The 12,891-nt window shown below is 40.9% G+C and carries 13 protein-coding genes; 9 read left to right on the top strand and 4 right to left on the bottom strand.

Features of this window, described 5'->3' with window-relative positions; all coding sequences use genetic code 11:
• Positions 1–109: 109 nt before the first annotated feature.
• Both B1K52_RS17270 and B1K52_RS17260 read left to right on the top strand, forming a co-directional pair.
• Complete coding sequence (locus B1K52_RS17270; protein ID WP_077310456.1) at positions 110–1,405, top strand: aldehyde dehydrogenase; 1,296 nt, start codon at positions 110–112, stop codon at positions 1,403–1,405.
• A 434-nt stretch (positions 1,406–1,839) separates the two neighbouring features.
• A complete protein-coding gene (locus B1K52_RS17260; protein ID WP_077310454.1) occupies positions 1,840–2,043 on the top strand; it encodes a zinc ribbon domain-containing protein in 204 nt (67 codons plus the stop codon).
• 32 nt (positions 2,044–2,075) lie between these two features.
• On the opposite strand, the gene pdxR is transcribed toward B1K52_RS17260, so the two are convergent.
• Positions 2,076–3,536, bottom strand: a complete 1,461-nt coding sequence (pdxR, locus tag B1K52_RS17255; RefSeq protein ID WP_077310453.1) for a MocR-like pyridoxine biosynthesis transcription factor PdxR — start codon at positions 3,534–3,536, stop codon at positions 2,076–2,078.
• 99 nt (positions 3,537–3,635) lie between these two features.
• Between pdxR and B1K52_RS17250 the strand changes: the two genes are divergently transcribed.
• A complete protein-coding gene (locus B1K52_RS17250; protein WP_077310452.1) occupies positions 3,636–4,160 on the top strand; it encodes a hypothetical protein in 525 nt (174 codons plus the stop codon).
• 50 nt (positions 4,161–4,210) lie between these two features.
• Here the strand turns inward: B1K52_RS17250 and B1K52_RS17245 are convergent, their stop codons facing one another.
• Positions 4,211–4,756, bottom strand: coding sequence for a TetR/AcrR family transcriptional regulator (locus B1K52_RS17245; RefSeq protein WP_077310451.1), 546 nt, complete (start codon positions 4,754–4,756; stop codon positions 4,211–4,213).
• A gap of 226 nt (positions 4,757–4,982) precedes the next feature.
• On the opposite strand from B1K52_RS17245, the gene B1K52_RS17240 reads away from it, so the two are divergent.
• The 6 genes from B1K52_RS17240 (at position 4,983) to B1K52_RS17220 (ending at position 10,661) form a co-directional block, all read left to right on the top strand.
• The gene (locus tag B1K52_RS17240) at positions 4,983–7,154 is read left to right on the top strand and encodes an MMPL family transporter (protein WP_179106616.1); all 2,172 of its coding nucleotides are present in this window, start codon (positions 4,983–4,985) and stop codon (positions 7,152–7,154) included.
• Between the two features lie 237 nt (positions 7,155–7,391).
• The gene (celB, locus tag B1K52_RS17235) at positions 7,392–8,702 is read left to right on the top strand and encodes a PTS cellobiose transporter subunit IIC (protein ID WP_077310450.1); all 1,311 of its coding nucleotides are present in this window, start codon (positions 7,392–7,394) and stop codon (positions 8,700–8,702) included.
• Positions 8,703–8,871: 169 nt separating this feature from the next.
• Entirely contained in the window at positions 8,872–9,450 is a 579-nt protein-coding gene (locus B1K52_RS17230; RefSeq protein WP_077310449.1) for a hypothetical protein, read from the top strand.
• 82 nt (positions 9,451–9,532) lie between these two features.
• On the top strand, positions 9,533–9,817 hold the full coding sequence (locus B1K52_RS17225; protein WP_077310448.1) for a hypothetical protein: 285 nt from the start codon (positions 9,533–9,535) through the stop codon (positions 9,815–9,817).
• A gap of 218 nt (positions 9,818–10,035) precedes the next feature.
• Positions 10,036–10,197 carry a hypothetical protein gene (locus tag B1K52_RS18080; protein WP_179106600.1) on the top strand — a complete coding sequence of 54 codons (162 nt, stop codon included), beginning with the start codon at positions 10,036–10,038 and terminating at the stop codon, positions 10,195–10,197.
• Positions 10,194–10,661 (top strand): GNAT family N-acetyltransferase, encoded by a 468-nt coding sequence (locus tag B1K52_RS17220; protein ID WP_256855951.1) that lies wholly within the window; start codon positions 10,194–10,196, stop codon positions 10,659–10,661. The genes B1K52_RS18080 and B1K52_RS17220 overlap by 4 nt, the downstream gene beginning before the upstream one ends.
• A gap of 31 nt (positions 10,662–10,692) precedes the next feature.
• Here the strand turns inward: B1K52_RS17220 and B1K52_RS17215 are convergent, their stop codons facing one another.
• Positions 10,693–11,694, bottom strand: coding sequence for an STAS domain-containing protein (locus B1K52_RS17215; protein ID WP_077310647.1), 1,002 nt, complete (start codon positions 11,692–11,694; stop codon positions 10,693–10,695).
• A gap of 192 nt (positions 11,695–11,886) precedes the next feature.
• Positions 11,887–12,735: a YitT family protein gene (locus B1K52_RS17210; protein WP_077310447.1), complete on the bottom strand. Its 849-nt coding sequence runs from the start codon at positions 12,733–12,735 to the stop codon at positions 11,887–11,889.
• Positions 12,736–12,891 lie beyond the last annotated feature (156 nt).

Genomic DNA, 12,891 nt, shown 5'->3' with positions numbered 1-12,891 from the left:
TCCAGTATATTATATTTTTCCTCGGCTAATCATTGAGCTATCAATTAATTATATATTGCAAGATTTGCTAGTTTTACTAGATGTACCTAATCTGCAGAGGAGACTTACCATGGAGAACTATCAAGAGCTTTTAAATAAACAGCGTACTTTCTTCAGAAGCGGAAGAACGAAGGATGTACAATTTCGGATAAAATCATTACAAGCTTTGAAAGAACTTATTCAGGCAAATGAACAAGCTATTCTGGATGCTGTAAAAGAAGATTTGAACAAGTCCGAGATGGAGGCAAAGCGCGCAGAGGTTGGTTTAGTAGTAAGTGAAATCAACTTCACGCTGGATAACTTAGAATCTTGGGCAGAAACAAAAGAAGTTCCAACAGCCGAATCGCATGCGGGCGCAAAAAGCTTTATCCAGCCGGAACCTTACGGCAGTGCCCTTGTTATTGCACCGTGGAATTATCCATTTCAGCTCGCCGTATCACCATTAGTAGGCGCGATTGCGGGTGGAAATACAGCGGTGTTAAAACCTTCGGAACTAACACCGAAAACATCAGCAGTTCTATCTGCTATTATTAATGAACATTTCCCGGAAGAATATCTCCGCGTTGTAGAAGGGGAAGTAGAGACGAGCACGGCGCTGTTAAAAGAAGACTTTGACTATATCTTTTTCACAGGCAGCACAGGTGTCGGTAAGATTGTGGCAGAAGCAGCAGCTAAGCATTTAACACCAGTAACACTTGAACTTGGCGGGAAAAGTCCGACGATTGTTCATAAAGATGCAAATTTGGATGAAGCGGCGCTCCGTATTGCACGTGGTAAATTCGCTAATGCCGGTCAAACGTGTGTTGCACCGGATTATCTATTAGTTCATAGCAGCGTAAAAGATACGTTGTTAGCTAAATTAAAAGCTGCTATCACAAGCATGTACGGAGAGAACATTGTAGAAAATCCTAACTTCGGGCATGTTGTCAGTGCCAGACATTTTGACCGTCTCGCAGGCTTCTTAGACAATGGAACACTGGTGACAGGCGGGCAAACAAATCGCGAACAACTAATCATTGAACCAACAATTTTGAATTCTATTTCTTGGGAAGATCCGATTATGCAGGATGAAATTTTCGGACCCATTTTGCCAGTGATGGAATACAACGATACATCCGATATTATCAACCGTATTGCAGAGCGGCCAAAACCACTTGCGCTTTACTTATTTACAGAAGATGAGGCTTTGCAAGATGAAATACTAACTAGCATTTCATTCGGCGGCGGAGCAATAAATGATACACTCAGCCATATGACATCTCATTACTTGCCATTCGGCGGAGTCGGAGCAAGTGGTATGGGAGCATATCATGGGAAAGCAAGCTTTGATACATTTTCTCATTATAAGAGTATATTGAAGCGTTAAATTAAATGAAGAAAATAAAAGAGGAGTCAGTCGAATTAGACTGACTCCTCTTTTTCGTGTATGTATGTAATTTATAGATTTTGCTTAAATTTATCAGTTGCTCTATGTTTAAGCTTATTAGCCAATTTCATAGCGAAGAGCTGAGGGACGGTATTCAACACACTAACAAACATCAATAATTGATCCGTTGTTAACGGCTTGAAATAAACGCCCCATTCATCGTTCCAATCCATCTCGCGTATAAAATAAAATGATACTGCTGCAGATAGTATATTACCGACTATTAGAATACGAACTATTAACTTATTCATTTATTTCCTTCACCTCTTTCTGTATTTTATAGGAAAGCAGTGGATTGGCAATGATTAAATTGAAACCTGGATTAAGCTACTTTCGTATGATAAAGAAAGAAGAAAAAGAAAGAAGTGATGAACATGTCTGAAAGAGGCTGTGTGAAATGCGGAGGTTCAGAGATTACACAAAAGGAAGTTGCTATGACGGGCACGGGTTTGTCAAAGCTATTTGATGTGCAGAACAATCAGTTTCTGGTCATTTCGTGTAAAGCATGTGGTTATTCAGAGTTTTATAATAAAAAATCTTCCCAAGGCAGTAATTTGCTGGACTTATTTTTTGGTTAAAAGCTATCCGTTTAGGGATAGCTTTTACCTCATTAAAAAGTAGGCGAAGAGGTGCTTGCTGACTGCATCGCCCGCATAATCTCACAAAGAATCATGACGCCGTCTTGAAGCTGTTTTTCATTCGCGTAGGAATAGCTTAGCCGTAACGTGCTGTGTTCATTTTCAATTGCAAAACACGCGGACCCGGTCAGGAAAGAAACATGACGCTTATTTGCTTCGTATAATAAGACATTGCTGTCAATCCAAGAAGGAAGCTGGATCCATACATTTAGGCCGCCTTTTGGGATGAAGCATGTCACGCCACTGGGTGCATGCTCTTTTAGAACGGCCAATACAACATCGCGTCTGCTTTTTAAGGCAGCTCGCAGCCGCTTAAGATGCTGTTCCGTCTTCACAGAATCTACAAGCGGCACGATCACCTTTTGCGTAAGCAGCGGGCTGCCAAGATCCATGTTTGCCTTAGCAGCATATAAGCGTTTAAAGATAGAACCTGAAGCTGCTAACAAACCGATTCGGCATCCTGGTGCGATTGTCTTGCTTAAGCCTTTTAAATAGATAACATGCCCGGATTTATCCAGAGATTTAATAGGTAAGGGCGGTTTTCTGTCGAAATAAATATCACTAAAAGGGTCATCCTCCATAATTAAGCAATGATGACTTTCGGCGATATCTAATAATACTTTGCGCCGCTGAAGAGGCATGATTGTGCCCGTAGGATTATGAAAAGTCGGTGTTGTGTAAATAAGCTTCGGGTTATGTTTTTCGCATAAAGCGTGCAGCATGTCGACACGCATGCCGTCTTTATCAATAGGAACTGTCAAGATAGTAGCGCCACGGCTGCGGAATACATCAATGGCACCTGGATAAGTCGGCGCCTCCATAATAACAACGTCACCAGGACCGACGAAAGTACGGGCGACTAAATCAATACCTTGCTGGGAACCGCTAGTGATTAACAGGTTTTCTGCGGTAGTCTCTATCTTAGATTTTAACAAGTTTTGTGTCATTTTCTCCCGCAAAGCAAGGTCGCCTTGAATACCGCCATATTGGGAAAGAATTCGAGGATTTTGCTTGAAAACTTGTTCAATTAGCTGGTCCATATATTGATTTGGGAACAAAGCAGGGTCAATCATAGAAGACGAGAAATGGTAGCTCGCATCTGAATCTTGGAAACGCGCATATTGGGAACGATGCAAATAATCGGGAATGCTTAATTGCCAGTCAAAATCCTGTTCCGGATTACTTGTCTCTGGCTGAAGCTGCATCTTTACATACGTCCCTTTACCTTTGCTTAATTCAATGAATCCATCTTCCTCTAGCTGTTTATAAGCTTTCATTACCGTAACAAGGCTTACCTCAATATCTTTTGCCAGCTGCCGAACTGTTGGCAGCTTTGATCCGCTTGGCAATAGTCCAGAACGAATTTTATCTACGAAGGACATATAAATTTGCTTGGAGAGAGGAATAGCTTCGCTTTTATTAATTGTAATCATCTAATCTATCTCCTATGTGTTATAGCTTGTTATAGTGAAAATAGTATAGCATGATTTTTGTATATGATGTGTTATATAAAAGAGGGGGCAGGTGTATAAGTGACAGAAAAACATTATCTTGCAGTGAACAAAAGATTGCAGCATGGTAGCTATGGAAGAAACGAAATCTGGCTGCCCAGTGAAGAGGTAGATGAGGAGATGCTAAAGAAAATTTATTTCGCACAAGTGCGTGAGATAAAGAAGAAGAAATACTGGCTCATCTGCAAGACAAGAGAAGATGCGGTGGGTATTACCGTGGAACGGCAAAAAGAGATGTATATCCCGCACTTTGAGAATAAGTTTATTTACGAACTAGATTGCCCAGATGAAAGGCTCGCTTATAAGATTCTGTTTCGGTTTATTGAAGAGAAGTTGGATTTCGGCGATAAGGTGGAATTATATACTTGTTTCGATGGAGAAGAAGAACAGCCAAGGATTGCAGCTTGTGATACGGAGATCTTATTGGAAGAAGGCAGGTTTATCTCCGGAGAAACTGAACGCTCTTTCAGGCAGGATAATCGCATAGAGAGCTTATCGCAAAAATTCCGGTGGCACGATCGGCAGTATGTTGTTATAAGCCGCTGATAAGATCGAGGATGGTAAAAACCATTTTCGATCTTTTTGCGCTTTATCATCTATTCCTTTTTCAGCACCACATCTGGCAGAACATCGGCAATCTTAGCAGCGATAGACTGCGGAGATTCTTTTAAATCATGTTTAAACCAATCTGTAATAACACTGAACATCCCGCCTGCAACGAACAATATACTCGCTCGATCCATATCTTTGTTGAAGAATGCACCAGATTGGGCTAGTTTGTCGATGGCATAGATGAAGTAATCCAGCAGTATGCCAGACATATTTGTGTCTATTTGGCGCTTCAATGCAGTGGGGTTGGCAGCCAGCTCTTCCATCATATTAGCAATCACATCGCGGATATCTTTATAAGGGGTCGGTATCACGTGTCTCTCAATGAGGCTTTTTACGGTAACTTCAACATTGGCGTTCATGACATCATAAATAGAGTGATAGTACTTGTAAAAGGTAACCCGTGCTACACCTGCTTTCTTACAAATGTCAGTGATAGTAATATCCTCTAAATCATTTTCTTCAAGCAATTGACTGAGCGCCTCCATTATATATTGCTGTGAATATAAACTATCTTGCCTTGATTTTCTCAAAAGCTAACACTTCCTGTCTGTTTGTTCGTTTTATGCTCAATTTATCACAAGATGATTGAAGAATTTTAACACGATAGTATACTTACAAATTTAAGTACAAACGTTAACTTTAATTACGGGTAAGTGTAATGGAATGCAAAACACAAGTCAATCTAGCTGTGAGAAGCAGCGCTTGCATATGGAAACGTAACTGTACTTGAATCAATCACAACTGGAGGAGATTCAAATCGCAAAGCTTTTATATAAATTAGGAAAATGGGCAGTAAACCATCGCAAAACAATCGTGTTTGGTGCTTTAGCTTTACTTGTTGTTTTAGGACTTGTAACAGCAAAGATGGGCACTGCATTTAATGAAGATTTGTCTATACCGAACACACCTGCTGAAGAAGCCAATGATGTGCTGCGGGATGCCTTCCCAAATGCTGAGTCAGGAGCACAAGTGCAAGTTGTGTTCAAAGCGCAGGATGGCGAAACCCTTGATTCAGAAGAGGCGAATACAGTTATTACAGATATGCTGAATGGCATTAAAGAAGATGATGCGGATGTTGTATCTGTTGCAACACCGGCTCAGCTTCAAAATCTAACGGAAGATAAATCAATTGGGTATGGTACGGTAACATTTGAGAATAAAGCCGAGGAAGTAACGCAAGATTCTATCGATAATATTACCGATAAAGTGGAACAAACAAGAGATGAAGGCATTCAGACGGAGCTGACAGGTGATGTAGAGTTTTCAGGTACACATCTCGGAGCCGGTGAGGTTGTTGGGATTGTCGTTGCTTTCCTTGTATTGGCAGTCACATTCACTTCCTTCCTAGCTGCAGGTATGCCAATTCTATCTGCTTTGATCGGTTTAGGAATTAGTTTGCTGACTATCGTGATAGGATCTAATTTCTTTGATATTCAGAATGTATCCTTATCTTTGGCGGCTATGTTAGGAATTGCAGTTGGTATTGACTATGCTTTATTCATCATGAACCGCTTCAGACAACAGCTGGCAGAAGGGCATGCTGTTAAAGAATCCGTGGCCATCGCAATTGGTACATCCGGCAGTGCTGTTGTATTCGCAGGTATAACAGTTATTATCGGTTTACTAGGGCTGGCAGTTACCGGTATCCCGTTCTTAACAGTGATGGGAATCGCTGCTTCTATCAGTATTTTACTAGCAGTTTTAGTATCAATCATTGTTCTGCCAGCTGTACTGGGAATGCTTGGTTCAAGAATAGCTCCTGCGAATGGCAATATATTTCTGAAGAAGGTCACGGGGTATAAAGAGGGGAAAACTAGCAAAAACGTGTGGGGTAAGTTTGTTACGAGACGACCATGGCTTGTGACGTTCCTTGCAGTAGCCATTTTGCTAGTCATTACGATTCCGTTCACACACATGGAATTAGGACTTCCGGATGATGGAGTAGCAAAACAAGAAGATACAACAGAACGAAAAGCATACGATATACTGGCAGATGCTTATGGGGATGGGTACCATGCTTCGCTCATTGTTGCAGCAAAAATCGAAGCAGCTGAGAGTGCTGAGCAGGTGCAGCAAGATCTACAGGCGTTCAGTCAAGATGTCAGTGAGCTGGACAACGTTAAAAGTGTTACACCGCCAATGCCAAATGAAGCAGGCGATGTGTTTATTATTAATGTAACACCTGAAACAGGACCAAATGATCAAGAAACGAAAGATATAGTAAACGAAATGAGAGGCATGTCCAATAAGAATATTGAATTTCTTGTTACCGGTACGGCCGCTGTCAACATTGATATAGCGCAGAAACTGAACGATGCACTGCCTATTTTTGCATTGCTGATTGTAGGATTAGCTTATGTGCTGCTAGTTCTTGTATTCCGCTCCATCCTGCTGCCGCTTAAGGCTGTTCTAGGATTCTTGCTTTCTATCGGAGCTACATTAGGATTTGTAACGTTTGTTATTCAAGATGGAAACTTAATCAATCTGTTTGGATTCCCAGGTGAAAGTCCCATCTTGGCATTCCTGCCGATTATTGCGATTGGTATTCTTTTCGGCTTAGCTATGGACTATGAAGTATTCCTTGTCAGCCGCATGAGAGAAGTGTACTCGCAAACACAAGATCCTAAAGAAGCGATTCTTGCAGGTATGCGGGATAGCGGGAAGGTCGTCGTTGCTGCAGGATTAATTATGATATCCGTATTTGTCGGTTTCATGGTAACTCCTGACGCTATGATTAAATCGATTGGTATGGCTCTCACATTTGGTGTACTGTTTGATGCCTTTGTCGTACGATTAACGATTGTACCAGCTGTGATGTCCTTAATGGGTAAAGCGGCATGGTATATGCCGAAATGGCTAGATAGAATTTTGCCGAATATCGATGTAGAAGGAGAAGCACTTCTTCATAACAAAGAAAAAGATAAGTAAGTGTGAGGCGGGGGCGTTCTATAATTGAGCGCCTCTTTTTTGTGCAGGTATATATAGCATAGATTTTAAACTAGTCAAATGCAGCCAATGCAAATAAGAATTACAGCGCATCAAGAATTGTAACTGGATGAAAGAAGCATGAAAATTGCAGGTGTGTTTTCATATTTAGGCAATAACCCTTCATCAAATTGTAAGCGTTTACATAAGATGCTGTAATTCAGCTAAGGGGGTACGATGATGAGCAAAGTAAACCAGTTCTTAGAGGAGAAAGTTATGCCTGTCGCAGCGAAGGTAGCACAACAGCGGCATTTGAATGCATTACGTGACGGTCTAATCTTATCGATGCCGCTAATTATTATTGGCTCGTTCTTTCTAATACTTGCAAACTTCCCAATACAGCCTTATATAGATTTCTTAGCAGAAAGGCCGCAGCTGAAAGAAAGCTTGCTGTATCCGTATCGAGGTACATTTGAATTAATGACATTGATTGCTGTTTTTGGGATTGGATATCGGCTTGCCGAATCTTATAAAGTTGATCCGTTGGCAGCAGGTGCAGTTTCTTTGTCGGCTTATTTTGTCGGTACACCCTTTGTTACGTATGTGATCGGCAAGACTCCTGAAGGAGCAGCTATTACAGAAACAGCGTACCAAACAGCGATGTTTACTAGTAAAGGGTTATTTGTCGGAATGCTTATTGCATTATTGTGTACAGAGATTTATCGCATTATTGTGCAGCGAAATATCGTCATCAAACTGCCAGATGGAGTACCTCCAGCAGTAGCGCGCTCATTCACTGCACTTATACCGGGATTCTTTGCCATCATTGCCGTTTGGCTGCTAAGACTTTTAGTAGAAAATGTTGGTTCCTTTGAAAGCATTCATAACGTTATTACGGTGCTGCTCCAGAAGCCGCTCACTTCTGTCGGAACGAGCCTTGTTGGAACGATGGTAATCTTCCTTTTAATCACATTACTTTGGAGTACAGGACTGCATGGAGCAACGATTGTCGGAGCTGTAACAGGTCCGATTTGGCTGACGCTGACAGCAGAGAATGCGAAGTCATTTGAACTTGGTGAACCAGTCCAGCATATTGTTACAAATGAAATAAATGATATTGTCTTTATCGGCGGCTCGGGAACAACGCTAGGCCTTGTTCTGGCCATGCTGCTGTTAGCAAAAAGTCAGCAAATGAAACAGCTAGGCAGGCTCAGTATTGGTCCCGGAATTTTCAATATCAATGAACCGGTACTATTCGGGATGCCGATTGTGATGAACCCGCTGTTAATTGTTCCTTTTATCATGACTCCGCTTCTATCTGTCTTGATTACGTATCTCGCCATGGACTGGGGACTTGTCGCCAAGCCAATTGGTATTGTACCCCCTTGGACGATGCCGCCTATATTGCAGGGATATTTAATAACCGGCAGCATATCAGGAGCGATTTTGCAGGTAATAATTCTAGGATTGTCGTTTTGTATCTATTATCCATTCTTTCGCCTCTGGGACAAACAAAAAGCAGCTGAGGAGGCAGGGGGAGAAGAGCAGTAATTTGCTCTTTCTTCTACATAGAAGCAACATAAATCTGAAGAAGTGTGAAAAGAGAAGGATTGTGGAAAGTTATTTAAAGTTATCTTTCAATATAGAAAAATTGAAATTCATGCAGGAAATTCTGTCTGTCATCGAGAAAGAAATAAAAAAAGGCTATAGGAGGGGAATCATGACGACGTCTTATGAAGAATTAGTAGCGGAAATGGAACGTATTTCGACAGTGATTCAAAAGTTCCCGGAGAATCTGCAAGGAAAAGTTTTCGATATTATGGTCAAAAGCTATCTTGGTGATCAAACCTACGAAGCTGCGACTATGGAAGAACCAGAGCCAGAGCCGATGCAGCATATTTCGGTAGTTGACTCCAATCGTGTCCAGCCAATTAAGAAGCGTCCTATTCGCCGCAACAAGGACTCCTATAGCATGGTAAAGGATTTAGACTTGCTTGGTAAAAGCGGTGTAGAGCCATTCCGTGATTTCCTTGAGCGCTATGAAGTCAATTCAAATATTAAATTTAACACGGTAGCAGTCTATTACTTGAAGAATATTTTGCATATTTCGGACGTTACCATTGATCATATTTATACATGTTATAAAAACGGAGAACGGAAAGTGCCTGGGAATTTAAGGCAGAGTATTACCGACACCTCTAGTTCGAAATACGGCTATATCAATATGAGTGATAATCATATAACTCTCAGTGTACTTGGGGAAAACCTAGTAGAATTCGAGTTAAAGCAAGAAGCTTAAAGTAGTTTAAAGTAAGCGCAGATAAGGAATATATACTTTAGAGAACGTTACTGAAACACAAATGAGTGGAGGGAAGTAACAAATGAAGAAATCAAATATTGGATTGATAGCAGGTGGAACCGTCGCATTAGCCGCAGCAGGTACCTTTTCTTATTTGAAAAAGAAGAAAGAGGAGCCCAAGGTAACTGGGTCAAACCTTCAAGACAAAGAACGCGAAGACAAGATGCCGAGCCCGGAAGCAGAGTTTGAGCGAGAGGAAAGAGGCTTGACTGCACTTGACCACGCGTACAAAGAAGAATGGGTTGCAAACACGCTTACGCCAACAGAAGAAGATATTAAACGAGCAGAAGAAAAAGCGAATAAATGAGAGAATCCCGGCTGATGCCGGGATTTTTTGTTGCACAGCTTGTCATTAATGACCGAGAGCGGCAAGTCTTACGGAATATAAAAGAATAGAAACGTGCACCTAAGCAAGTTTTATGGGTCCAAGAATGATTGAATTTTCCCTCCATATTATTCGCTAGTGTAGATATGGATTTCAATCTATAATGAAATTAACTTTGGTAAGGACAGAAGGAGAAATATATGACGATTGTATCTTTATATACCGTAGCAATCTTGGCGCTTATTGTCCTAGCTTTAATAAGCGCAGTAATTAGTGTTTATTTTATATTTAAGCTATTCAATCGGAGAAGGCAGCAACAGATGATAAAAGTATGGCAAGCAGAGAAGGAGCGGCAGAAATGACAATGTACCAAATGATACCGATGACACAGAGTGAGGCAGAATATATTGCAGCGGAGTGGAAGTATGACGATGTGTATCGTTTCTATAACTTGGATCAAGATGAAGAAGATTTAGCGTTATTTTTAGATCCAGAAGCGCGGAAAGACAAGGTATTTGCTGTGAAGCAAGAAGAAGAGCTTGTTGGGTTTGCCGAAGTAATGATGGAAAACAACATAGCCGAAATTGGATTTGGTATGCGGCCTGATCTTACGGGAAAAGGTCTTGGATATGCATTTGTTTCTTTCTTGGTGGAAACTATTCGAGAAACATACAGACCTGATCATATTACACTTGCAGTAGCGACATTCAATCAACGGGCAATAACTTTATATAAGAGAATCGGATTTCAAGAGACAGCGCATTTTGATCAGTCTACAAACGGCAATGTGTTTCCGTTCGTTAAAATGGTCTTACATACAAGATAACCCTATCACATCGATGTGATAGGGTTAGTGCTTACATAATTTTTTTGCCCATTTGTCCTAAAGCATAATGAATACCATGCTGCAATGTTTGGAAACAATCAAAAGCATCTAGCGAAATTCCGGAGCTGGTAATTTCCATGCCAAGTTCTGGCGAGATGCCGACTAGCAAGGTTTTCGTTCCAATCATGGAAGCTGCCGAGCCTACTTTGCTAATTAAGTTTGCCGTATACTTGCTAATATCATTATCAAGCCCTGTTAAATCAAGCAAAAGATAATTGGCTTTGTATGCTGGTAAGTTTTCCAGCGTTTTGAATAGCAGCTCTTCGGATCGTTCTTCATCATATGTTCCGATTAAAGGAACGACGACAACGTGATCAAGGACAGGAATAATCGGTGAGGATAAGTCACGGACGAGCTTCTTCAGTTCCCGTGTTTTATCTTCTACAATTGCCTCTAGCTCCACAATTTGGTCTTGCTCTTTTCTTCGGGACAACTGATGGATATTCTCTGTGACAGTAATATCGGAAGGGAAGTAACGGATGATTGTGCTTTCGTAACCTTCCAGTTGATACCGTTCCACTTTGTACCATATATTTGTTCCGAACATCCCGCTGAAAATACCGGCATAATGGGCAGGCAGGAAGGAGCCGCCTTCTGTTTTGCCTTGCGAAACATTTAACTTATGTTCCCAGCTGTCAATCAGCTCAGCTGTTAAGGTGAATTTCTCCGGATCAAGATCTTTAATGGCTGTCTTGCCCCAGCCGGCAGAAGCATATGTATTCGTAATTAATTCAGCAGCTTCATGCAATCCAACATCCGGCTTGTTTTGAAAGTACTCGCCGACTACAACGCCCTGGCGGTAACCGGTTGTTTCGAAAACAAGGTTAGATGCCTCTTTTCCAGAAATTTCTTCTATGGTATCAAAAAATGCCCGCATGGCACTGGAGATCCAAAAAAGTACTGCATCTTCGTTCTCGTAAGTGAACCTACCCTTATCCAGTTCCCAACCGAATTGAAGGCCACCAATGTTCATCTTCTCCAATGGCTCCGAACTCCTTTTTGTGTAATTAATTTTAAACGTCAAGTACTATTATAAATTGTCTATATGGTGAATGCCAGTTTTACCTTTCATTAGGTAATTTTATCGATAGTCACAGTATTTTGACTGCAATGCAATAAAAAAAGCAAAAAGCGCACCAAGCAGGAGATGGGTACGCTTTTGCTGTTATTTTGAAATATCCATAAATCCTTCACCAAATACATCGCGTACATCATATAGCGTGATGAAAGCGGAGGAATCTATCGTACGAACAATTCGTTTTAATGGAAGCAATTCTTGTTTATTAATTACAACATACAAGATTTCTTTTTGATTCTGCGTATAATAGCCGCGTCCTTCTAGTAAGGTAACACCGCGGTCAAGCTGAGTTGAAATCGACTGGGCTATGGTGTCTTTTTGATTCGAAATGATAAAGACAGCTTTCTTTGGGTTTAAGCCTTCGATAACAAATTCCATCACCTTGGTAGCAATATAAAGCATAATAACGGTGATCAGCAGTTTTTCAGTACCAATGATAAACCACGATGCTGCTACGACGATTAAGTCAAAGAACAGCAAAGCAAAGCTTGTGTTCCAATCTAGATACTTATTCGCAAGTCGCGCTAGAATAGCTGTTCCAGCTGTTGTGCCGCCTACTTTTAATACTAAGCCAATGCCGACTCCGGCAAATAAGCCGCCAAATACAGCGTTAACTAGTACTTGGTCAGAAGCAATTCGCCAGCTTTCTGTTAGATGTAAGAAAAAAGAATTTAAAATAATGACGATAATTGTATAGTAAATAGTCTGTTTATCCAAAAAACGATATCCTATAATAATGAGAAAACCGTTAATAATGAGATTCACAATACTCGGAGCCCAGCCAAGTGCATAGAACAAAATAATTGTTACACCCGTTACGCCGCCTTCACCCAATTCACTGGGAATGGCAAATACGTTTACTGCTAAAGAAAATATGAATGAACCAGCAATGAGGAATACCAGGTCTCGGAGAAATCGCTGTTTTACTTGTTTCATCTGATAACCCCCTTCTAAGTTGTTTTTTCACTGATGAACCACGAGATTATATCATACTAGCAGATGACTTACTATATTACTTGACAAGATTTTTAATAGAATATCTGGGAGCCGAAAAGGGAAAAGTAGCAAAGTATCGTACAATGTGCACATAAA

The organism is Terribacillus halophilus (assembly GCF_900162685.1).
In the GTDB taxonomy this organism is placed as follows: Bacteria; Bacillota; Bacilli; order Bacillales; family Amphibacillaceae; genus Terribacillus; species Terribacillus halophilus_A.
This window is presented reverse-complemented; position numbering and strand designations above follow the sequence as displayed.